The sequence below is a fragment of the Acinetobacter sp. 24-47-39 genome (assembly GCF_056783825.1).
In genome coordinates this window covers 80,873-103,094 of the sequence record NZ_JBWYIP010000002.1, presented here as the reverse complement: position 1 = coordinate 103,094, position 22,222 = coordinate 80,873, and the positions used below count along the sequence as shown (strand labels likewise).

Annotated in this window: 19 protein-coding genes and 1 riboswitch; of the genes, 14 read left to right on the top strand and 5 right to left on the bottom strand. The window is 40.5% G+C overall.

The window, feature by feature from the left end; genetic code table 11:
• Position 1: 1 nt before the first annotated feature.
• From AC1M9C_RS03190 to recJ, 7 genes are all read left to right on the top strand, one after another.
• Positions 2 to 1,981, top strand: a complete 1,980-nt coding sequence (locus AC1M9C_RS03190; protein WP_481594505.1) for a 2-oxo acid dehydrogenase subunit E2 — start codon at positions 2 to 4, stop codon at positions 1,979 to 1,981.
• Between the two features lie 88 nt (positions 1,982 to 2,069).
• A riboswitch (yybP-ykoY riboswitch) is annotated at positions 2,070 to 2,212 on the top strand.
• Positions 2,213 to 2,287: 75 nt separating this feature from the next.
• Positions 2,288 to 2,863, top strand: a complete 576-nt coding sequence (locus AC1M9C_RS03185; RefSeq protein WP_035265818.1) for a TMEM165/GDT1 family protein — start codon at positions 2,288 to 2,290, stop codon at positions 2,861 to 2,863.
• A 215-nt stretch (positions 2,864 to 3,078) separates the two neighbouring features.
• Entirely contained in the window at positions 3,079 to 3,444 is a 366-nt protein-coding gene (locus AC1M9C_RS03180) for a YkgJ family cysteine cluster protein (protein ID WP_179999146.1), read from the top strand.
• A 177-nt stretch (positions 3,445 to 3,621) separates the two neighbouring features.
• Positions 3,622 to 5,088, top strand: a complete 1,467-nt coding sequence (gene guaB, locus AC1M9C_RS03175) for an IMP dehydrogenase (RefSeq protein WP_035265814.1) — start codon at positions 3,622 to 3,624, stop codon at positions 5,086 to 5,088.
• Between the two features lie 125 nt (positions 5,089 to 5,213).
• On the top strand, positions 5,214 to 6,548 hold the full coding sequence (glmM, locus tag AC1M9C_RS03170; RefSeq protein WP_481953213.1) for a phosphoglucosamine mutase: 1,335 nt from the start codon (positions 5,214 to 5,216) through the stop codon (positions 6,546 to 6,548).
• Between the two features lie 15 nt (positions 6,549 to 6,563).
• Entirely contained in the window at positions 6,564 to 7,220 is a 657-nt protein-coding gene (gene pdxH, locus AC1M9C_RS03165) for a pyridoxamine 5'-phosphate oxidase (protein WP_481953212.1), read from the top strand.
• Complete coding sequence (recJ, locus tag AC1M9C_RS03160) at positions 7,221 to 8,924, top strand: single-stranded-DNA-specific exonuclease RecJ (RefSeq protein ID WP_481953211.1); 1,704 nt, start codon at positions 7,221 to 7,223, stop codon at positions 8,922 to 8,924.
• A 38-nt stretch (positions 8,925 to 8,962) separates the two neighbouring features.
• Here recJ and AC1M9C_RS03155 read toward each other — a convergent pair whose 3' ends face one another.
• From AC1M9C_RS03155 to AC1M9C_RS03145, 3 genes are all read right to left on the bottom strand, one after another.
• Positions 8,963 to 9,724 carry a putative porin gene (locus AC1M9C_RS03155; protein WP_481586868.1) on the bottom strand — a complete coding sequence of 254 codons (762 nt, stop codon included), beginning with the start codon at positions 9,722 to 9,724 and terminating at the stop codon, positions 8,963 to 8,965.
• A 173-nt stretch (positions 9,725 to 9,897) separates the two neighbouring features.
• Positions 9,898 to 10,680, bottom strand: coding sequence for a putative porin (locus tag AC1M9C_RS03150; RefSeq protein WP_035265806.1), 783 nt, complete (start codon positions 10,678 to 10,680; stop codon positions 9,898 to 9,900).
• 289 nt (positions 10,681 to 10,969) lie between these two features.
• Positions 10,970 to 11,821, bottom strand: a complete 852-nt coding sequence (locus AC1M9C_RS03145; RefSeq protein WP_481597182.1) for a putative porin — start codon at positions 11,819 to 11,821, stop codon at positions 10,970 to 10,972.
• Positions 11,822 to 11,998: 177 nt separating this feature from the next.
• Here AC1M9C_RS03145 and prfB point away from each other — a divergent pair.
• From prfB to AC1M9C_RS03120, 5 genes are all read left to right on the top strand, one after another.
• Positions 11,999 to 13,094 (top strand): peptide chain release factor 2 gene (prfB, locus tag AC1M9C_RS03140; RefSeq protein ID WP_481591851.1). Its coding sequence is split into 2 segments (ribosomal slippage): positions 11,999 to 12,070 and positions 12,072 to 13,094, totalling 1,095 coding nucleotides; the frame shifts between segments, so codons are not numbered across the junction.
• A gap of 216 nt (positions 13,095 to 13,310) precedes the next feature.
• The gene (locus tag AC1M9C_RS03135; protein WP_035265803.1) at positions 13,311 to 13,613 is read left to right on the top strand and encodes an ArsR/SmtB family transcription factor; all 303 of its coding nucleotides are present in this window, start codon (positions 13,311 to 13,313) and stop codon (positions 13,611 to 13,613) included.
• Positions 13,614 to 13,639: 26 nt separating this feature from the next.
• Positions 13,640 to 14,704, top strand: coding sequence for an alkene reductase (locus tag AC1M9C_RS03130; protein WP_481953210.1), 1,065 nt, complete (start codon positions 13,640 to 13,642; stop codon positions 14,702 to 14,704).
• A gap of 98 nt (positions 14,705 to 14,802) precedes the next feature.
• Positions 14,803 to 16,083, top strand: a complete 1,281-nt coding sequence (locus AC1M9C_RS03125) for a 3-deoxy-D-manno-octulosonic acid transferase (protein WP_481953209.1) — start codon at positions 14,803 to 14,805, stop codon at positions 16,081 to 16,083.
• A gap of 10 nt (positions 16,084 to 16,093) precedes the next feature.
• Positions 16,094 to 16,807, top strand: a complete 714-nt coding sequence (locus tag AC1M9C_RS03120; RefSeq protein ID WP_481953208.1) for a 16S rRNA (uracil(1498)-N(3))-methyltransferase — start codon at positions 16,094 to 16,096, stop codon at positions 16,805 to 16,807.
• On the opposite strand, the gene AC1M9C_RS03115 is transcribed toward AC1M9C_RS03120, so the two are convergent.
• The gene (locus AC1M9C_RS03115; RefSeq protein ID WP_035265796.1) at positions 16,781 to 17,764 is read right to left on the bottom strand and encodes a mechanosensitive ion channel family protein; all 984 of its coding nucleotides are present in this window, start codon (positions 17,762 to 17,764) and stop codon (positions 16,781 to 16,783) included. The two genes, AC1M9C_RS03120 and AC1M9C_RS03115, sit on opposite strands and share 27 nt — an antisense overlap.
• Before the next feature lie 454 nt (positions 17,765 to 18,218).
• On the opposite strand from AC1M9C_RS03115, the gene acs reads away from it, so the two are divergent.
• Positions 18,219 to 20,162 carry an acetate--CoA ligase gene (acs, locus tag AC1M9C_RS03110; protein ID WP_481953207.1) on the top strand — a complete coding sequence of 648 codons (1,944 nt, stop codon included), beginning with the start codon at positions 18,219 to 18,221 and terminating at the stop codon, positions 20,160 to 20,162.
• 149 nt (positions 20,163 to 20,311) lie between these two features.
• Positions 20,312 to 21,493, top strand: a complete 1,182-nt coding sequence (locus AC1M9C_RS03105) for an acyl-CoA dehydrogenase family protein (RefSeq protein WP_481953206.1) — start codon at positions 20,312 to 20,314, stop codon at positions 21,491 to 21,493.
• Positions 21,494 to 21,537: 44 nt separating this feature from the next.
• Here AC1M9C_RS03105 and AC1M9C_RS03100 read toward each other — a convergent pair whose 3' ends face one another.
• The gene (locus AC1M9C_RS03100) at positions 21,538 to 22,152 is read right to left on the bottom strand and encodes a riboflavin synthase subunit alpha (RefSeq protein ID WP_180028482.1); all 615 of its coding nucleotides are present in this window, start codon (positions 22,150 to 22,152) and stop codon (positions 21,538 to 21,540) included.
• Between the last annotated feature and the right edge of the window lie 70 nt (positions 22,153 to 22,222).

Genomic DNA, 22,222 nt, shown 5'->3' with positions numbered 1-22,222 from the left:
CATGCAAATTACGACTCCTGATATTGGTGTAGATAAAGCCACAGTGGCTGAAATTTTGGTCAAAGTGGGTGATACGATTAGTGTCGATGACAGCATTGTTTTGTTGGAGTCTGACAAAGCATCTGTTGAAGTGCCAAGCACTTCAGCAGGTGTGGTGAAAAGTATTTTGGTGAGCCTTGGTGACGAAGTTGCTGAAGGTGCGATTTTGGTAGAGCTTGAAGCGGAAGGGCAAACGTCATCTGAAGCACCTACAGCACAAGTTGAAGAATTGAAAGCACAAGCTCAAGCAGAACCTGTAGCTCAATCTCAAGTGGAAGCACCAAAAGCAGCAGCAACGGCATCTGAAACCGTTGATGTACAAGTACCAGACATTGGTGTTGAAAAAGCCACTGTGGGTGAAATTTTGGTTGCTGTTGGCGACGAAATTGATGCCGATCAAAGTATCATAGTCGTTGAGTCAGACAAAGCAACAGTCGAAGTTCCAAGTGCTGTTGCGGGTACAGTTGAATCGATTGAAATTTCAGTTGGTGATACAGTGAAAGAAGGTGTTGTGATTCTGAAAGTGAAAACAGCAGCTTCAGTATCAACCGCGGCGCAAGCTGCTGCAGAAACTGCATCGTCTTCTGCTCCAGCTGCAGAAGCACCACCTGCAGAATCAACAAAAGCGACAGTTGCTTCAGCGCCAGCAGGTAAAGTTGAGATTGCTGTCCCTGACTTAGGTGTAGACAAAGCTGCTGTAGCTGAAATTTTAGTGGCTGTTGGTGATAAGGTTGAAAAAGACCAAAGCATCATTGTGGTTGAATCGGACAAAGCGACCGTTGAAGTACCAAGTACTACCACAGGTGTGATTACCGCAATTCATATTGAATTGGGTCAAAACGTGTCTGAAGGCGTGGCTTTAGTTACGATTGAAGCTGAAGGTCGAGTAACCCCAGTTACAGAAGCCCCTGTAGCAGCACCAGTGAGTACAAAAGCGGAAGCACCAAAAGCAGTCCCTGCGCAAGCTGCTGCTCCTGTACAAACAGCTGCTCCTTCAGCAGATAAGCTGACCAAAGAGCAAAATGCAGCAAATGCTAAAGTATATGCTGGTCCTGCGGTACGTAAGTTGGCGCGTGAGCTTGGTGTTGTGTTGGCAGAAGTGAAAGCTTCTGGTCCACATGCACGCTTAATGAAAGAAGACATCTTTGCGTATGTGAAAACACGTTTAACTGCACCAGCACCTGTAACTGCTGCACCGACAGTTGCTGCACCAGCAGGATTGCCTAAATTACCAAGTTTTGACGCCTTTGGTGGTGTAGAAGAAAAAGCGTTAACACGTTTACAGCAAGTGTCTATTCCACAGTTGTCATTGAACAATTATATCCCGCAAGTGACCCAATTCGATGCGGCAGATATTACGGAGCTTGAAGCATGGCGTAATGAGCTTAAAGGCAACTTTAAGAAAGAAGGCATTAGCCTGACCATTATGGCATTCATCATCAAGGCTGTAGCGCATTTGCTAAAAGAAGAGCGTGAGTTTGCAGGTCACTTGTCTGATGATGGCAAAACCGTATTACTGCGTAAAGAAATCCATATGGGCATTGCTGTTGCTACACCAGATGGTTTAACAGTGCCTGTGCTACGTAATCCAGATCAAAAATCAATTAAGCAAATCGCAGTTGAACTCGGTGAGTTGGGTCAAAAAGCACGTGATAAGAAATTGTCACCGAAAGATCTGCAAGGTGCCAACTTCACGATTTCAAGCCTAGGCGCAATTGGTGGTACGGCATTCACTCCGCTTGTCAACTGGCCGCAAGTGGCAATCTTGGGTATTTCACCTGCAACGATGCAACCTGTGTGGAATGGACAAGGTTTTGATCCACGTTTAATGCTTCCATTGTCATTGTCTTATGACCATCGTGTCATTAATGGTGCTGATGCTGCTCGCTTTACCAATAAACTGACGAAGCTGCTTAAAGATATTCGTACATTGCTCATCTAAATATTTTTAACGTATTTTGTCTGCAGAATCAAAACCTCACTTCGGTGGGGTTTTTATTTGTAAAAACAAAAAGCCAGGCTTATAATGGATAAACTTCATTGGGGAGTAGCCGCTGTTCTGCAATAGAACAGGTGATGGTCAACATATTTGCTCTAAAACGAGCATGGTCATCATAGCAAAGAACCAAATGAGCTCTATTTGAGCTTTCTTTTGTTGGCAAGACCTTTGATTTACCATTCTGCGGATTTTTGGCTAGCAGGGATGGTGGGTCATTGGTATTTGTTATGCTAGCCAGAGAAAGACATCATGTATGAATTCCTTCTGTCTACAGGTATCGTCGCACTAGCTGAAATGGGTGATAAAACCCAATTGTTAGCTTTACTTCTTGCTGCACGCTTTCGTAAACCCGTTCCAATCTTAATTGCTATTTTGTTAGCGACAATTGTCAATCATGGAGTTTCCGCTGCTCTAGGACAATGGGTTACAACAATTTTAAGTCCCGAGATCCTCATGTGGATTCTAGCAATAGGATTTATTGCTATGGCTGCTTGGATGCTGGTCCCTGATGAACTAGAGGATGAGTCAGGAAGTATTCAAAAATGGCAAAAATTTGGCGTTTTTGGAGCGACATTTATTTTATTTTTCTTGGCTGAAATTGGCGACAAAACGCAGATTGCGACAGTGGCACTTGCTGCACGTTTTGACAGTATCTGGTGGGTGATGGCTGGAACGACATTAGGTATGATGATCGCTAATGCGCCGGCAGTATTTATTGGTGATAAATTGGCGAATCGATTACCTATTTCCTTGATTCACAAAATTGGCGCAATAATTTTCCTTGTCATAGGTGTGGGCACTTTAGTGCAACATTATTGTTTATAAATGGTTGTATACGCATAAAGATCTGAATCTTCAAAAGATTTAGTTTATTTATAAATAGTATTGAAATAATGCACCATGAAAGTGATTCATAATGGTGCATTTTTTTAATGGAAGTTATTGATTAGTAAATAAATATAATAAAAATAAATCTTGTTTTTGAAATTAAGTTTTTTTAGGATTTCGTCACTAAAAAATTATTTTTAAGAGATTTAAAAATGCTCTCTCAGATTTCTGCACAGGATGCGTGTTTAAGTTGTGGTGCTTGTTGTGCCTATTTCCGTGTTTCATTTTATGGTGCGGAAGCGATGAACATCCCTACCGAGATGGTTGAGGATATTAACCCTGTATATGCTTGTATGGTGGGGACGAATCAAACTAACCCGCGATGCGTTGCTCTAGAAGGAGAAATAGGGAAGCAGGTCTCTTGCTCGATCTATACGGTTCGCAGTTCATCGTGTAGAGAGGTCCAAGCCGGAGATGCGCAATGTGCCAAAGCTCGACAAGCCCATCATCTGATCCCATTAATTGATATTGAAATTGTTCCATCGTCGAATGATGACGATTACGATCAGGTCAGTTAATTTGAATGATTTAAAATATGCTTCTGTTTTATATGCTCTTATTATGATTTTTTCGGATAGTAAATTGCATAAAAATAGGGGTGGTGGGTAAATTTCATAAAATTGTCGATAATAAGAAATGAAATTTACCTTAAAATTTGTATATAATGGCGCACGGAAATTACCAGTGAGACTGTTATGTTGACCATCGTTCAAGACGCGTTAACTTTTGATGATGTCCTATTACTCCCTGCCTACTCTACTGTTCTCCCAAAAGATGTCTCTCTAAAGACACGTTTAACTCGCGGCATTAATTTGAATATCCCTCTTGTGTCTGCAGCAATGGATACGGTGACTGAATCCCGTATGGCAATTGCAATGGCACAAAATGGCGGTATTGGTATCCTTCATAAAAATATGGATATTGCAGCGCAAGCTGCTGAAGTACGCCGTGTGAAAAAATTCGAAGCAGGCATGGTGAAAGATCCAATTACAGTAACCCCTGAAACGACTGTGCGTGAGTTAATCGCAATTACGCAAGCGAACAATATCAGCGGTGTGCCAGTGGTGAAAGATGGCAAAGTAGTTGGTATTGTGACAGGTCGTGATACACGCTTTGAAACTAATCTTGAACAGCCAGTAAGCAACATCATGACTGGTCAAGATCGTTTGGTCACCGTTCGCGAAGGTGAATCGAAAGAAAACATTCAGGCACTTCTCCAAAAAAATCGCATTGAGAAAGTGATTGTTGTTGGCGAAAACAACGAACTAAAAGGTTTAATCACTGTAACAGATTTTAATAAGGCTGAGCTTTATCCAAATAGCTGTAAAGATGACTTAGGTCGTTTACGTGTGGGTGCTGCAGTTGGTACAGGTGTAGAAACTCCAAGCCGTGTTGAAGCATTGGTTGATGCGGGTGTTGACGTGATTGTAGTCGATACTGCACATGGTCACTCTGCTGGTGTTATCGAGCGCGTACGTTGGGTTAAAGCCAACTACCCACAAGTTCAAGTCATTGGCGGTAACATTGCGACTGGCGATGCTGCATTGGCTTTACTTGATGCAGGCGCAGATGCTGTGAAAGTAGGTATCGGTCCTGGTTCAATCTGTACGACTCGTATTGTTGCAGGTATTGGTATGCCACAAATTTCGGCGATCGATTCTGTTGCTAACGCACTGAAAGATCAAATTCCATTGATCGCAGACGGTGGTATCCGCTTCTCAGGTGATATGGCAAAAGCGATCGGTGCAGGTGCAAGTACGATTATGGTGGGTTCTTTACTTGCTGGTACTGAAGAAGCACCAGGCGAAGTTGAATTCTTCCAAGGTCGTTATTACAAAGCTTACCGAGGAATGGGTTCATTGGGTGCAATGGCGGGTGCAACAGGTTCTGCGGATCGTTATTTCCAAGACTCTAAAGCAGGTGCTGAGAAGTTGGTTCCAGAAGGTATTGAAGGCCGCGTACCTTACAAAGGGCCAATGGGCAACATCGTGCATCAAATGATGGGTGGTTTACGTTCATCTATGGGTTATACAGGCTCTGCAGTGATTGAAGATCTTCGTCAAAATGCGAAATTCGTGAAAATCACGTCTGCGGGTATGTCTGAATCACACGTTCACGATGTGACCATTACTAAAGAAGCACCGAATTACCGTGTTGGTTAATTGCCTGTTATAAAACAATTTTTAAAAAAAACCGTCATGTAAATGACGGTTTTTTTATTTTGGTGTAAAGTGGTGCGCATTGAAAAAGGATGATGTTAATCACCCGCTAAGAAGTGAGAGAATGAATGAGTTATTTTGGTACTGATGGTATTCGTGGGAAATTCGGTGTATTTCCAATCACACCTGAGTTTGCACTCAAATTAGGGTTTGCTGCGGGTAAAGTACTTAAGCGTAGAACAAAAAGAAATAAACCGATTGTGGTGATGGGCAAAGATCCTCGTTTATCAGGTTATATTTTAGAAGCGGCTTTACAATCGGGTTTAAACGCAGCTGGTGTTTATGTGCATTTATTGGGGCCATTACCTACGCCTGCCATTGCTCATTTAACTCGTGCTTTGCATGCCAGTTTAGGGATTGTCATCTCAGCTTCACATAACCCTTATCATGATAATGGCATTAAGTTTTTTTCTTCAGAAGGAAAAAAATTACCAGACGAGTTTCAAGATGAGATTAATGCTGAACTCGAGAAAGATATTGTCATTGATGATATTGCGAGTCTAGGAAAAAGTGTGCGTGTTGATGATGCTCCAGGTCGTTATATTGAATTTTGTAAATCAACATTCCCATACCATTATGATTTAAACAATTTAAAGATTGTCGTCGACTGTGCCAATGGAGCAGCATATAACGTGGGTCCTGCGGTATTCCGTGAGCTCGGTGCCAAAGTGATTGCGATTCATAATGAACCGAATGGTTTGAATATTAACCAAGGCTGTGGCTCAACTCATCCTGAGAGTTTGCAAGCTGCTGTTGTTGAGCATCAAGCAGATTTGGGTATTGCATTTGATGGCGATGCAGATCGTGTCATTCTAGTGGATCAGAATGGAAAGCTGATTGATGGCGATCATATTCTATATATCTTGGCGACACAAAGTGCCAATAAACCAGCCGGTATTGTCGGTACGCTCATGAGCAATATGGCACTTGAATTAGCACTTGAAAAAGCAGAAGTTCCACTGCTACGTGCCAAAGTTGGTGACCGTTATGTACTGCAAGGTTTAGAGGAAAACGGTTGGGTTATTGGTGGTGAACCTTCAGGTCACATTTTAACTCTAGACAAGAGCACCACAGGTGATGCGATTATTGCAGCCCTACAAGTCTTAACTGTCATGGTTGAACAGAAGAAAGCATTGCATAAGTTGGTTGCTGACTTTAAATTACTGCCAAACGTGCTTGTAAATGTCCGTTTAGATGCAATGTTTGATCCATACTCAGTACCTGCATTGGCTGCAGAATTTGCCAAAGCCGAAGCGCAACTTAAAGGTCGTGGTCGATTACTGATTCGTAAGTCAGGGACTGAACCTGTAATTCGTGTGATGGTTGAAGGTGATAATCTTCAAGAAGTGACTGCACTGGCACATGCTTTGGCAGATGCTGTACGTGCTAATGCAGCAGCTTAATCGGGGATTGATCTCATGAGTGATTTGATTAAAGATCTCAGTGAACTGCGTCTAAATTATCAAAAAGGCGAATTACATGAGGATCAAGTGAATGCTAATCCACATGAACAGTTTTTATTGTGGTTTAACGATGCGTTAGGAGCTCAGCTTCACGAACCTTATGCGATGTCATTGGCTACAGCAAATGCTGAGGGTCGACCGCACGTACGTACCGTATTACTTCGCGGTGCCGATGAAAATGGTTATGCGTTTTATACCAATTATGACAGCCAAAAAGGACTCGACTTAGTAGCCAATCCTTATGCGCAAATTCTGTTTTATTGGGCAGAACAAGAACGCCAAATTCGCATTTCAGGTCGAGTGGTAAAAATTTCGGAACAAGAATCCGCTGATTATTACCATAAGCGCCCGCGTGATAGCCAAATTGCAGCGCATATTAGTACCCCACAAAGTGGTGTGATTGCGAGCCGTGACGAACTACAGCAACGCTTTAATGAATTACATGAGCGTGTGGCAGATCAACAGACTTTAGATAAGCCTGATTTCTGGGGTGGTTACCGTATAGAGCCAGATTATTATGAGTTCTGGCAAGGTCGCCCAAACCGTTTGCACGACCGTTTGTGTTATGAAAAAATCGACGGTGCGTGGAAATTACAACGATTGATGCCATAAATGCCAAAACTTGAAATCAAGCAACGTCCATTTTTAACACGCCCTGAAAATTTTCAGGGCGTGCCTTCATTTATTGCCGAAATTTTGGCACGTCGAGGCGTTGAATCTGAACAAGAACTAGAACTGAAATTGAAATACTTATTAGCGCCAACCATGAAGGGTTTGGATGCTGCAATTCAGTTGATCGACCAAGCCATTGATCAACACAAAAAAATTGTGATTGTCGGTGACTACGATGCTGACGGTGCGACCAGTACAGCACTGATGATGCTTGCACTACGTGACATGGGGGCAGATGTTGATTATTTAGTCCCTGATCGCTTTAAGTATGGCTATGGTTTGACACCTGCTATAGCAGATCTTGCGTTTGCCAACTTTACGCCTGATTTGTTGATTACGGTCGACAATGGCATTTCAAGTCATGATGGAGTTAAGCAAGCTCAAGATCATGGGATGCAAGTAATTATTACCGATCACCATCTCACAACCAAGCCAACGCCTATGGCTGAGGCAGTGGTGAATCCGAATCAACTCGGTTGTGAGTTTCCAAGTAAAGCTTTGGCAGGGGTGGGGGTTGCTTTTTATGTGTTGGCGAACCTATCCAGTCATCGTAAAAAAATGGGCAAGTCTTTTGCACAAATGACTAACTATTTGGATTTGGTTGCGCTTGGGACCTATGCCGATGTTGCCAGTTTGGACTATAACAACCGAATCTTAATCGACAGTGGTCTAAAGCGAATTCAACAAGGATTATGTCGCCCTGGGATTTCAGCTTTATTGGATATTGCCAAACGTGATCCTTTAGGACTTAAAGCACAAGATTTAGGTTTTGTGATTGGACCGCGAATTAATGCGGCAGGGCGTATGGAAACCATGGATATTGGCATCGAATGTCTCTTGGCATCCGACTTGGCTACAGCATATCCTTTAGCGGAACAGCTGAATCAACTCAATGTGGAACGTCGTCAGGTAGAAGGTAAGATTAAACAAGAAGCATTGACTGCATTAGATCAAATTCAGCTAGATAAGGATGCAATACCTGCAGCGTTAATTATGTTTGAGCCACATTGGCATCAAGGCGTGATTGGAATTGTGGCAGGACGCTTAAAAGAGCAGTTCCATCGTCCAAGTATCGTTTTTGCCCGTGATGAAGATGGCATTCATATCAAAGGTTCAGCGCGTTCGATTGAGGGAATTCATATTCGGGATGCGATTGAGCGTGTGGCTGAGCAATATCCGTATCTTGTTAGTCATTTTGGTGGTCATGCAGCAGCAGCTGGATTGACCATTAAAAAAGAACATTTTGCTGAGTTTAAGCAGGTATTTGAGCAGTTGATCGGCAGTCAAGATGAAAGTCTGTTTACTGCAACTTTATGGACGGATGGGGAGTTGCCAGCTTCAGCTTTCCAAATTGAAACGGTGGACGTATTACAAAATTTAAGTCCTTGGGGGCAAAAGTTTCCTGCGCCTGTATTCGAGGGAATATTTAAAATTTTGGATTATCGCTGGCTTAAGGATCAGCACTTGAAACTGCGTGTAGCTTTAGAAAATGGTCAAGTGGTGGAGGCAATCGCCTTTAACGCAGCAGATAAATATCAGTTTGATCCGATGCTCAATGAAATTCGCTTGGTCTATGAGCTGGATAAAAATACCTTTAATGGTAATACCAGTTTACAAATGCGCATTGTACATATGCATCAATAAAAAAACCGCTCATCAGAGCGGTTTTTAGCACTCAAAGATTAGAAGCGGTATGCACCACGTACAGCAAAGGTATTACCGTCATCTGCAAAACCAATTCGACCTTCGACACTTACTTGCTGATTGAAGAATTTTTTAGCATTTACACCAAATTCATCAAAAGATCCGCCGTTGAAATCTTGATTGAAATAGTCGACACCCACGCTGAGTGTTTTATCAATGTAATAATCGCCTCTTAAAGAGAACTCGTCTAAATCACCAAATGCAGCACCAGCCTCTAAATTCACATCGTTTGCGCCAATTTGAGTGACATATTTTGCTCGAATAGTAGGGTCAATACCATCATCGTTGTCATCATCCCAACCACGTAAACCAGCTGCGACCAATAAAGATGGTGCTAAGAAATAACCAGCTTCAATTTTATAGTTTGTGACATCATTATCAGGGGTGTTAGGTATTTTTTGAGTTTCCTGAGAAAGATTGGCATTTAGATAGAAATCAGTATTTGGAACAAAGTATTCAATTCCAACACCATAATTCCAGTATTCGACTACATCAAAGTCGTCATAAGATACTTTTGCATTCACGTTGCTCGAACGATTTAAAAATGCAGCTTCGTTCAATGGAGAGTTCTTGATTTGAACAGGATTAAAATAATATGTGCCATCAAGCGCAAAACCTGCAGAATTGCTACCATTATCAGGATCGATCAATTTGGCTGTAGCCCCAACTTCAGCTTGATACGCATGTGCAGTTCCTAAGCTTGCAATAAGTGCAGTCGCAAGTGTAATTTTTTTAAACATATATTGACTCTCTTTGTTATAGAAATATGACTGTTTTGTGACAGCTGGTTTCTATTGTAAGAACAAAAGGGGATGAGTCAATGTACATAAAATGACATTCCATCGGGTTTTTGCACAAAAAAAGCCCATCATTAAGATGGGCTTTTAAGAAACATTAAATCTTAATCAAGATATTAGAAGCGATATTTAGCAGCTAAACCGAATTTGTTGTAATCATTATTCGCAAGTTCACCAAAACCTACACGACCTTCTAAGCTTACTTGAGGTGTGAAGAATTTACGTGCGCTTACACCAAACTCGTTTGTATCTGCAGGACCAGTATCTTTACTATAGTAATCTACACCAACACTTAAAGTTTTATCGATGAAGTAATCAGCAGCTAGATTATATTCATCAAGGTCACCAAATGCAGCGCCAGCTTCTAAGTTGATATCTTTACCGTTAGACAATGTAGTTACATATTTAGCACGTAATGTTGGGTCAACACCATCATCATAGTCGTTATCGTAACCCTTAAGACCTGCTGCAATTAATAAGCCAGGTGCAGGCAAATAACCTACTTCAGCACCATAAACTGTCTCATCAAAATCAGGTCCAATATCAAATTTACGATCATCACGACCAACATTACCGCTTACATAAAAATCAGAATTAGGTACGAAGTATTCAACACCTACGCCGTATTGATGTCTTTCATCATCACCAACTTCGCTGTATTGGTATTTCGCATTTACATTACTTGCACGATCAAGGAATGCAGCTTCAGCTAGTGGAGCATTGCGTGTTTGAACTGGTTGGAAATAATAAGTACCATCAACACCAAATGAACCACTTGTACTACCATTATCAGGATCGATAAGACCTGCAGAAGCACCTACTTCAGCTTGATATGCATTTGCAGTTCCAGTTACAGCTAAAGCAGAAAGAAGTGCAGACGCGATTGCTAATTTTTTCATGGATACTTCCCCTCAATAGAGTTAGTTGTTAATACATTTTTTGTTACAAGTTCAGTGTAGGGGAAAATCATGAAGGATCAATCAAGCAAAAGTAACAGTAATGTATCTTGTGTAATTTTTATGTAAAAATAAAACTTTAAATTATTGATTTTAAAAAATAAAAAATCATGTTAATTCATGTGAAAGATAAGGTGTTTTAGTCATTTTATGTTGTTTTTGAATATGAATTGTATGCAATTTGAACGAAAGTAGCAGTTTTGGCACTGCTACTTCCCCATGTTGAATGGAATTAGAATCGATATGTTCCGTTTACATTAAACTTATTTTCATCATCACTGAATCTTAAAATACTCCCAAGAGAGAGGTTATTATTGATAAAGTATTTGCCACGTAATTGGTATTCGTCTTTATGAATTTTACTAGTGCTATTCGTATCTCGCGTATAAGCACTACCTAGGCTTAAGCGTTGAGTTAAATAATAATCCCCACCAAATGTAATCGAATCAATATCATGTCCAAAGCTACCATCCAATTCTAAATTGAGATATTGACCATTTTGGCCTAATGGGGTGACATATTTGGCTTTTAAAGCAAAAGCATTTTCATCAAAGCCTTCACCTTTATAAGCATTAATACCTACTGCTATCAGTAAATTTTGAATAGGAGTATAACCAACGAGAGCTCTATAGGTGGTTAGATCGAAACGCTGCTTAGCATGAGATGAACCGTTTAGTGAGCTTGAGCGTGACTCCACTTTATAATGTTGACGACCGACCTCACCTGTGAAGTACAGTTGATCAATATAATATTCTCCCCCTATTGAATAGCCGTGCAGCTCTTGTTTGCTTTGTGCAACTGTTTCATTTATATACACTTTATCGTCTTTAATATGCTGAAAACTATATTTCGCTGAAACGCGATTATGGTGGCCAAGAAATGCAGCCTCATTAAGTGGTTTATTTTCAGTATCAACTGCTTTGAAGTAATAAGTACCTTCTGTTTCAAATACACCGTGATAATCAACCTTGAGACTATCATGGTCAAAATAGGTATATCCAGCATCAATTTGAGCTTGGTAGGCCATAGCTGAAGTTGTCAAAGGGAGGATGGCCAAAGCCAAATAGGTTTTGTTCATTTTCATAAGTCTCTGCTTATTGTTGTAAAAATAAAGTAAGTATTTTTTAATAATTAAATATATTGTTAATAATAACTAAACAATGGTCAAGAGAATATTGAATAAAAAAGCAAACTCTCAAGTTTTACTTGGCTGTGTTAAAATATTGGCAATTTTGATATAGACATATTTAGGATCTACACCGTGGAAATTAATCCTTATCTTCTCCAGCTGAAAGACTTGAACGAACGTGGTCAAACACTACGGGGGTATCTTTGACTACGATCTAAAGAAAGAGCGTTTAGAGGAGGTTCTCCGCGAACTTGAAGATCCAGCAATTTGGAATGATCAAAATCGTGCTCAAGCGATGGCAAAAGAAAAAGGTGAGCTCGAAAACGTTTTAAATGTTTTAGATGGTTTAGCAACACAACTTGATGATGCACAAGCGATGCTTGATCTTGCTGTAGAAGCGGATGAAGAAGAAATGCTTGCAGATGTTCAAGCAGAACTTGATTCAGCTGAGGCTGAACTGGCTAAACTTGAATTCAGACGTATGTTTAGTAATCCAATGGATCCAAATCCTTGCTATGTCGAAATTCAAGCGGGGTCAGGTGGTACTGAAGCTCAAGATTGGGCATCTATGCTATTACGTATGTACTTACGTTGGATTGAGCGTCATGGCTTTAAAGCTGAGTTAATGGAAGAGTCTGACGGTGATGTGGCTGGGATTAAATCGGCAACTATTCGTGTAGAAGGCGAATATGCTTATGGTTGGTTACGTACTGAATCAGGTGTACATCGCTTAGTCCGTAAATCACCTTTTGACTCAGGCAACCGTCGTCACACTTCATTCTCAGCGGTTTTTGTGTCTCCAGAAATTGATGACAACATTGAAATTGAGATCAATCCAGCAGATGTTCGAACGGATACATACCGCGCTTCAGGTGCAGGTGGTCAGCACATTAACAAAACAGATTCTGCCGTGCGTTTAACCCATGCACCAACTGGAATTGTGGTTGCTTGTCAGAACCAGCGTTCACAACATGCTAACCGTGATCATGCTTGGAAACAGCTTCGTGCTAAATTGTACGAATTGGAAATGAATAAGCGTAATGAAGCAGCTCAAGCACTAGAAGATTCTAAATCGGATATTGGGTGGGGGAGCCAAATTCGATCTTATGTGTTGGATGATTCACGTATTAAGGACTTACGTACTGGCGTTGAAAATTCAAATACGGGTGCCGTGTTAGATGGTGATCTTGATAAATTTATTGAAGCTAGTTTGAAACAAGGGCTTTAATATTTTTTTAAAAAAAGGCAGGGCAAAAGCCCTGCCTTTTTCGTTCTAGCACGAAGCTTGCTAGATTAAATCAGTTCAATGTTAGAATCAGAATTATTCGGCACAGTCATTCATAAACTCGATTTGTTAAATATCGTAATAATTCGATATTAATATCTATAAAAATCGATATAATGAGTTCAGCACAGTGCAGATCATTAACTTGAGTGAAATGAGATGGATACTGAAGCAATTTTTAAAGCCTTATCGAACCCGATACGCCGCCAAATTTTACAATGTTTAAAAGATCCAGAGCGCTTTATTCCACAAGATGAGTGCGTGCAAGATTTTAGTCGTGGCGTATGTGCAGGACAGATTGAAAAAATTGCAGATGTATCTCAGTCAACCATGTCTAATCATTTATCTGTTTTACAGCAAGCAGGTTTGGTTCATGTTACTAAGCATGGTCAATGGTCTTATTTTTCTCGTAATGAAGCACTGATAAAAAGTTTTGCAGAACACCTTCAACAATCACTCTAACGATAATGAGTGAAGAGGATAGATGAATGACTGATTTTAGTAGCCCAGTAGTCTTTGGTGAATTAAAGCTCAAAAATCGCGTGGTTATGGCACCTTTAACGCGTAGTCGTGCGACAGATGATCGCGTACCAACAGAAATGATGGCTGAGTATTATGCGCAACGTGCAAGTAGTGGATTAATTATCTCAGAAGCGACCGTAATTTCTGAGGAGGCGAATGGCTATTTAAATACGCCAGGATTATTCACTGATGCTCAAGTAGAAGGGTGGAAGAAAGTAACCCAAGCTGTTCATGATAAAGATGGCTTAATTGTCGCTCAGCTTTGGCATGTTGGACGTGTGTCACATCCAGATTTACTGAAGGGTGATATACCCGTTTCGGCGAGTGCTGTTCAACAAGCCGGACATGTCAGTTTGTTGCGTCCGAAACGTCCTTATGTCTTGCCACGTCCATTAAAAATTTCTGAAATTCACGCGATTACAGCGCAATATAAAGAAGCAGCAATTCGTGCTAAAGAGGCAGGATTTGATGGTGTGGAATTGCATGCGGCGAATGGTTATTTAATTGATCAATTCTTGCAATCGAAAACCAATCAGCGTGAAGATGAATATGGTGGCTCGGTTGAAAATCGTGCGCGTTTCTTGTTAGAAGTCGTGGATGAGCTAATTGAAGTTTGGGGTGCTGGTCGAGTAGGTGTACATTTAGCTCCTCGTGGTGATGAACACGATATGGGTGATGATGATCCACGTGAAACTTTCGGTTATGTGTTAGAACAACTCGGTCAAAGACACATTGCATTTTTCTTTACACGTGAATATTTGGCAGAAGACAGTATTAGTCAAGAATTAAAAGCGCGTGGACAAGGTATTCCTTTTATTGCCAATATGCGTTTAAGTCGAGAGGATGCTTTACAACTTCTCACTTCAGGTCAAGCTGATGCAGTGTCTTTTGGTAAAGATTATATCGCCAATCCTGATTTATATGAGCGTTTGGTACACAATGCTCCTTTGAATGAATTAAAGTTAGAAAATATGATCGGGACGAATGTGGCTGAAGGCTATATCGATTATCCTTTTTTACAAGGAAATTGAAATTTAAGATAAGTATTTGAACCGAAAAAATTCGCAGGGTATGATCTCAACTTCGTGGTCATGCCCTATTTTTTTAAGAAAGCTCGAGGTCTTACGTTTTGACAACTCCATTTTGGTATAACGCAGCATTGGCTTTATTAAAGCCAATTTATAAATGGCGTATAAAAAAGCGAGCAGACAATATTGAGCAATTTTATCAAGAGTGCTTAGAGCGCTTCGGTCCGTTTCAATCTCCAAAAAATCTTAATGCGATATGGTTTCATGTGGTTTCAGTTGGAGAAACCAATGCTGCACAACCTCTGATAGAACATTATTTAAAGCTTGGATATGCTGTGTTGGTTACGAATACCACCAAAACAGGTCAGGCACGAGCTAAATCCTTATTTGCAAAAGCACCATATGTAGATCTTTTTCAAGCAGTATATTTACCTGCAGATCAAAAAAAATTAGTCAGTACTTTTTTTAAAAAATATCAACCCAAAATGTTGGTGTTGGTTGAAACGGAACTGTGGCCCAATTTAATTGATCAGGCGAAAATTAATAAAATACCCACTTTTTTGGTGAACGCACGCTTATCTGAAAAATCAGCGAAAGGATATGCCAAAGTACCAAGTATTACTCAGCCTATGCTCAGCGGTCTGACTCAACTCTTGGCTCAAGATGAAGCTTCACTGAATCGATTTAGGGCTTTAGGTGCTGCTACAGCGCATAGTCAAACAGTGGGTAGTATTAAGTTTGATATTCATGCGCCCGAAGAAATGCTATTGAAAGCGCAACAAATTCATCATGATTGGGATTTGCAAGCACGCCAAATTATTACGATTGCAAGCACACATCATCCTGAAGAGAAAAATCTGTTATCCAAGTTTAAAGATTATTTAAATGATCATCCTGCCGTCTTGCTGATTATTGTGCCGCGTCATCCAGAACGTTTTGATGAAGTTGCACAAGCCATTCAAAGTCATGAGTTAAAAATGCATCGACGTAGTTTAGGTGAAATCATTGCGGCTGATACACAAGTTTATCTTGCTGATAGTATGGGTGAAATGTGGATTTGGTATGCATTGAGCCAAACAAGTTTTGTGGGTGGATCATTAAATGAACCTGGTGGTGGACATAATATATTAGAGCCAATATCACTCAATGTCCCGACTGTGATTGGACCGAACTACTTTAACTTTCAAACCATTGTCGATGAATTTGTGGAAGAAAAAGGGATTCTAATCGGTCAAACTACGGAAGAGGTGGTGAATCATCTTATTCAGTGCTTATCTCAGGATGAAACGATTTTAGCAGTACAAAATCAGGCTCAAAAGATCATGCAACGGAATACAGGGTCATTGCAAAAACATATTCATGTCCTGAATCAATACCTTTAGTTTTAAGTATATGAATATTGTATTGCTTGATCCTGTATCAGCACAGGATGACCTCTGGACGATTCAATCAGCACGCCAAATTGAGCATCTGAAGCATCAACTTGATATTAAAATTGGAGATACTTTAAAGGTTGGTATTAGAGGTGCTGGTCGATATACAGCTGAGGTCATAGAAATTTCTGAAAGGAAAATCTTAATTCAGCCACTTTATGAAGAGCCTGTACCGAAGAAATTACCTGTAACGTTAATCGTTGCTATGCCTAGACCGAAAGTATTGAGACGATTGATTCAAGATGCTGTAACTTTAGGCGTAGGAAAAATCATTTTGCTACACAGCTATCGGGTCGATAAAAGCTATTGGCAAACACCATTTTTACAGCAAATTGATCACTATGTTCAACTGGGCTTAGAGCAAGCGGGTGATACATTTCTACCTAAAATCGAAATATATAAACGCTTTAAACCTTTTGTAGAAGACGTTCTTCCTCAAATGATTTCCGTTGAACGACCAGCTTATGTAGCACATCCTTATGCAACCCACAGTATGCCTCATGCGATTGAGCACCCGTGTACAATATTGATTGGGCCTGAAGGTGGTTATATTCCTTATGAGATTGATTTACTCATAAAAAACGGCTGCCAAGCTGTCAGCTTAGGCAACCGAATTATTCGTACTGAGACGGTGATTCCTTATGTGTTAGGTCGTCTGTTTAGCACGTGGTGATTCATCTTCTTGTGAAGAATCTCCGCGATAGACTTTAACCTCTTGAACTGGATATGGAATCGAGATTTCATGTTCAGCAAAAGCTTGAATCACTTTTTCTTGAACTAAACTGATAGATGTAGATGTCGCAGTTTCACCCGTGTTCACCCACCAACGTACAGTGAGGTTGATTGAGAAATCAGCTAAGGCAGAGACATTCACGCTAAATCCAGGTTGACTGAGGATTTGTTGATCGCGGTCTAAAATACTCAAAATAATATCTTTCGCTTTTTGAACATCATCTTCGTAACCAATACCGACCACGAATTCACAACGACGACGTGGATAAGCTGTATTGACGGTCACTGCATTGGTATAGACCGTTGCATTGGGAATGACGATACGACGACCATCAGGTGAACGTAAGTAGGTTGCACGAATTTGAATATCTTCAACGGTCCCTTCTAAACCATTCACAATGATATCGTCGCCAATTTTGAAGGGTTCACCGAGTAGAATTAAGATACCAGAGAGCAGGTTTTGAAAAATATCTTTAAATGCAAAACCAATTGCGACAGATCCGATCCCCAGAGCACTCATCAGCTGTCCAGGTGTAAACCCTGGAATTGCAATAACCATCGCGATTAAGAAACCAAAGAAAATAATAAAAGAGCTGCCGACGCGGTTGAGGACGAGCACTAAATTTTGTTTGGTATATGAACGCTCTGAAAGTGCTTTTCTGACAAATAATTTGAACAGCTTAGACAACAACCAAAATAAGGTAAATACAATCAAAGCAATACAGATATAAGGGATTCGTTCCCAAAAGCCATCCATGATTTTATCAATGGTGGTATATGCATCATTGTATTTCGCAGTATGTGCAATGACGGTTTGAGCCGTTTTCTCACTTGCATCTTGTAGAAGTTGAGTCGTACCTTGAGCTACCTGACTCAAAGAATTCTGTTGTTCAGCCACGAGTGTTCCAAATGTATTGAATGTTTACATTTTGCCTGAAAATAGAGTGAATAAAAATCACGTTCTCAAGTTTTATCGTCATTTTTATTCATTGAATAAACTGAAAATAACAAAAAAAATTGTATGTTTTTATAAACATTCAGCACCTTGTCCAACAAAAAAATCGAAATGGTATTTATTGATAAAAAAATGGAGTTTTTTGACAACGACAGATTTTACTTGCTTAGGAATGATGATCAGCAATGATTCGGATCATTGATTGTTAGATATTTTAGGTCGTTCAATTGGCAAGAAGATACGGATAACTTTTGAAATAAATGAATGCTCAGTCTACGACCAAAGCATGATTGTTTGAAATTTTAAAGTATAGTCATACTCAAGATATAAGACAAAAAATGATCAGTATGATCAAGACAACTCTCGAGATGAGAAACATAAATCAAGGATGCGAATTATGAATGAAATATATCCAGTACCCGAAGTTTTTAAAAAAACTGCACGAACCAATGAAGAGCAATATTTCGAGCGGTATAAAGCATCTATTGAAAACCCCGAAGCATTTTGGACCGAAGCAGCCAAGAAACTAGACTGGATTAAGCCTTTTACACAAGTCAAAAATACCAACTTTGATAAAGAGAATTACAAAGTTGAATGGTTTGCAGATGGCCAATTAAATGTCAGTGAAAACTGTCTCGATCGACATTTAAAAGAACACCCACATAAGCCTGCGATTATTTGGGAAGGTGATCATCCATCACGCCATAAAATTATTTCATTTGAAGAATTACACGATGAAGTTTGTCGTTTTGCCAATGTCCTCAAGAAGCATGGCGTGACTAAAGGCGACCGTGTTGTTCTGTATATGCCAATGGTCCCTGAAGCAGCCATTGCGATGTTGGCATGTACGCGTATTGGTGCGGTACATTGCGTGGTGTTTGGAGGTTTTTCACCAGATTCTCTAGCAAGTCGTATTGATGATAGCCAAGCAAAAGTCATCATTACAGCAGACTCGGGCATGCGTGGTGGAAAGCCAATTCCACTGAAAGAAAACGTTGATGCAGCGATGGAGCTTGACGGGACGAGTTCTGTACAAAATGTCATTGTGGTACATCGTACTGGTAACCCAATCACGATGCATAAAGGGCGTGACCTGTGGTATCACATGGAAATCATGACAGTCACAGATATCTGTCCACCTGAACCAATGAATTCAGAGGATCCGTTGTTTATTTTATATACTTCAGGCTCAACGGGTAAACCTAAAGGTGTGCTACATACTACAGGCGGTTATCTGACTTACGCGAACTTTACCTTTAGGGAAGTATTTGATTTAAAACAAGACGATATTTTCTGGTGTACCGCTGACGTCGGTTGGATTACTGGTCATTCTTATGTGTTGTATGGTCCGCTTTCAAATGGGACGACAACATTGATGTTTGAGGGTGTTCCACAATACCCAACTTGGGCACGCACAGGACATATTGTAGATAAGCACAACGTCACAATTTTATATACGGCACCAACGGCGATCCGAGCGATGATGCGTGAAGGTGATGCATTTATCCGTGAAAGTGACCGTAGTAGCTTACGCTTGTTGGGCTCCGTCGGTGAGCCAATTAATCCTGAAGCTTGGAACTGGTACTACACCGTAGTTGGTGAAAGTCGTTGTCCAATTGTAGATACATGGTGGCAAACTGAAACAGGTGGCTTCATGATTTCGCCTTTACCGGGCGCAACTGCACTTAAACCTGGTTCTGCAACACGCCCATTCTTTGGTGTACAACCTGCTTTGGTTGACGCTGATGGTAAAGAGCTAGAAGGAGAGGCTGAAGGTAATTTGGTGATCAAAGATTCTTGGCCAGGACAAATGCGTACCATTTGGGGTGATCCAGATCGTTTTATCGAGGCATATTTCTCAACTTATCCAGGGAATTATTTCACGGGAGATGGTGCACGCCGTGATAAAGATGGTTATTACTGGATTACGGGGCGAGTGGATGATGTTCTGAACGTTTCGGGACACCGCTTGGGGACTGCAGAGATTGAAAGTGCATTGGTTGCACATGAACATGTTGCAGAAGCAGCCGTTGTGGGTATGCCACATGACATCAAAGGTCAAGGGATTGCAGCCTATGTAACTTTACAGGCAGATACGCCAGAGTCAGAAGAACTCAGGAAAGAGCTGGTAGGTTGGGTAAGAAAAGTTTTAGGACCTGTGGCTACACCAGATGCAATTTATTGGGCGCCAGCATTACCCAAAACACGTTCAGGCAAGATTATGCGCCGAATTTTGAGAAAAATTGCCGCTAATGAGCTAGATAGTTTGGGCGATACCTCAACTTTGGCAGATCCACAGGTCGTGGATCAATTAATTGCTGAAGTGAAATCACAGCAGTAATCCCGATTAAACAGACGAAGTCATGTTTTAAATACCGTTAGTTCAACTAGCGGTATTTTTAGTTCAGTGATAAGAAAAGCAGGCATTGTGATAAGTCAAATCATGTTGATCTGATAAGCTTATCAGCAGATGCGATACGGAATATAACAATGAATTCTCCCCTAAATTTTAATCCTGAAACGCCACTTGAGACTGCGCAAATACTTGCATCTGAGTTTGCGAAAACCGCAGCAGAACGAGATAAACAAGGTGGAAATCCAAAGGCTCAGCGAGATCTAATTCGACAAAGTGGTTTGTTGTCTTTATCTATTCCAAAAGAATTTGGTGGGCAAGGTGCAACTTGGAGCACGATTTTTAAAACTATTCAAACCATTGCTCAAGTTGATAGTTCACTTGCGCATGTATATGGCTTTCATCATTTGCTTATTGCGACGGTACAACTTTTTGCACAGCCAGCTCAATATGGAGATTGGTTTAGACAAACCGCCAAACACAACTTATTTTGGGGAAATACGTTAAATCCATTAGATCGTAGAACAACCGCGAAACAAGTTTCTGATGAAGAATTTATCTTCCATGGTGATAAAAGTTTTTGTTCTGGATCAATTGATTCAGATATCCTGCTCTGTTCGGGATTTAATGAAGATGGAAAGTTACTGATTGGCGTGATTCCAACAGCACGAGAGGGCGTGAGCTTTCTTGGGGATTGGAATAATATGGGGCAACGTCAAACGGATAGTGGTACCAGTCATTTTGAACAGGTCAAAATTCGCAAGGATGAATTACTCCTCAATCCCGGTCCTTTAAGTACACCTTATTCAAGTTTGAGACCGCTAATTGCTCAACTGATTTTCGTGCATTTATTTTTAGGTGTTGCTGAGGGAGCGTTCAATGTTGCGAAAGAGACAGTTCAAACACAAAAAGCTTGGTCGAAATCACTGGTTGAACAAGCGGTGAATGATCCATTTACCCAAAAGCATTTCGCCGAATTTTATGTGCAACTTGAAGGTGTGCGCTTGCTCGCGGAAAAAGCGATCAATACATTACAAAAGGCGTGGGATCAAGGGGAAACATTAACTGCGGAGCAACGTGGTGAAGCCTCAATTGCAATCGCCACCGCCAAAATCGCAGCGACTCATACTTCACTTTATGTAACACAAAATATTTTTCAAGTGATGGGCGCGCGCGCGACTACTGCAAAACTGAATTTAGATCGATTCTGGCGTAATGTACGAACCCAAACCCTGCATGATCCAATTGATTATAAATATCAGGAAGTCGGAGAGTGGGCATTAACTGGAAAAGTTCCAGATCCGAGTTTCTACTCTTAGATCGAATTGATTATGAAAAGAGCCTCTATCGTAGAGGCTTTTATTTATTTTTGATGAATATTTTCTAAAGTATCGACAAGCGTACGTGTCATCTGATCAATTTCGTAATTGACTTGATCGCCGACTTGAACATATTTCCATGTGGTTAAGCGTAAAGTTTCTGGAATAAGATCGATTGAGATTTGGTTGTTTGCACGATCAACCCGATTGATTGTCAAACTGCAGCCATTTAAACCGATAAAGCCCTTTAAGAAGAAATATTTGATATTGCCATTTGGAATTTCAAGGTCGATATGAAACGTTTCACCATTTTTGCTTAAATGCTTTACGGTTGCAGTGCCTTCAATATGACCATATAAATTATGCCCACCATTCTCAGCACCTACTTTAGCGGAGCGTTCAATGTTGACCTCATCACCGACGTTGAGTTGACCTAAAGTGGTTAATTCAAGTGTTAGATTTGAAACATCAAAATGCACTTGACCAGCGATCAAATCAATTTGTGTAGCGGTTAAGCAAACACCATTAATCGCAACACTGGCGCCGATAAATACATCATGAAAAAGATTGAGCGCATTAGAAATAACAAAAGTCCGATATCCCTCTTTATGCTGTATATCTAATACTTTTTCTAACCCTTGCACGATACCTGTATACATAATAAACCTTTGCCTAAAAATAAATCTTAATTGCTTTTAATCCTACCGGAGATCGTAGAGATGATCATCT

Coding starts and splice junctions, on each gene's coding strand:
- AC1M9C_RS03190 (WP_481594505.1), top strand. CDS start 2: ATGCAAATTACGACTCCTGATATTGGTGTAGATAAAGCCACAGTGGCT.
- AC1M9C_RS03185 (WP_035265818.1), top strand. CDS start 2,288: ATGTATGAATTCCTTCTGTCTACAGGTATCGTCGCACTAGCTGAAATG.
- AC1M9C_RS03180 (WP_179999146.1), top strand. CDS start 3,079: ATGCTCTCTCAGATTTCTGCACAGGATGCGTGTTTAAGTTGTGGTGCT.
- guaB (WP_035265814.1), top strand. CDS start 3,622: ATGTTGACCATCGTTCAAGACGCGTTAACTTTTGATGATGTCCTATTA.
- glmM (WP_481953213.1), top strand. CDS start 5,214: ATGAGTTATTTTGGTACTGATGGTATTCGTGGGAAATTCGGTGTATTT.
- pdxH (WP_481953212.1), top strand. CDS start 6,564: ATGAGTGATTTGATTAAAGATCTCAGTGAACTGCGTCTAAATTATCAA.
- recJ (WP_481953211.1), top strand. CDS start 7,221: ATGCCAAAACTTGAAATCAAGCAACGTCCATTTTTAACACGCCCTGAA.
- AC1M9C_RS03155 (WP_481586868.1), bottom strand. CDS start 9,724: ATGTTTAAAAAAATTACACTTGCGACTGCACTTATTGCAAGCTTAGGA.
- AC1M9C_RS03150 (WP_035265806.1), bottom strand. CDS start 10,680: ATGAAAAAATTAGCAATCGCGTCTGCACTTCTTTCTGCTTTAGCTGTA.
- AC1M9C_RS03145 (WP_481597182.1), bottom strand. CDS start 11,821: ATGAAAATGAACAAAACCTATTTGGCTTTGGCCATCCTCCCTTTGACA.
- AC1M9C_RS03135 (WP_035265803.1), top strand. CDS start 13,311: ATGGATACTGAAGCAATTTTTAAAGCCTTATCGAACCCGATACGCCGC.
- AC1M9C_RS03130 (WP_481953210.1), top strand. CDS start 13,640: ATGACTGATTTTAGTAGCCCAGTAGTCTTTGGTGAATTAAAGCTCAAA.
- AC1M9C_RS03120 (WP_481953208.1), top strand. CDS start 16,094: ATGAATATTGTATTGCTTGATCCTGTATCAGCACAGGATGACCTCTGG.
- acs (WP_481953207.1), top strand. CDS start 18,219: ATGAATGAAATATATCCAGTACCCGAAGTTTTTAAAAAAACTGCACGA.
- AC1M9C_RS03105 (WP_481953206.1), top strand. CDS start 20,312: ATGAATTCTCCCCTAAATTTTAATCCTGAAACGCCACTTGAGACTGCG.
- AC1M9C_RS03100 (WP_180028482.1), bottom strand. CDS start 22,152: ATGTATACAGGTATCGTGCAAGGGTTAGAAAAAGTATTAGATATACAG.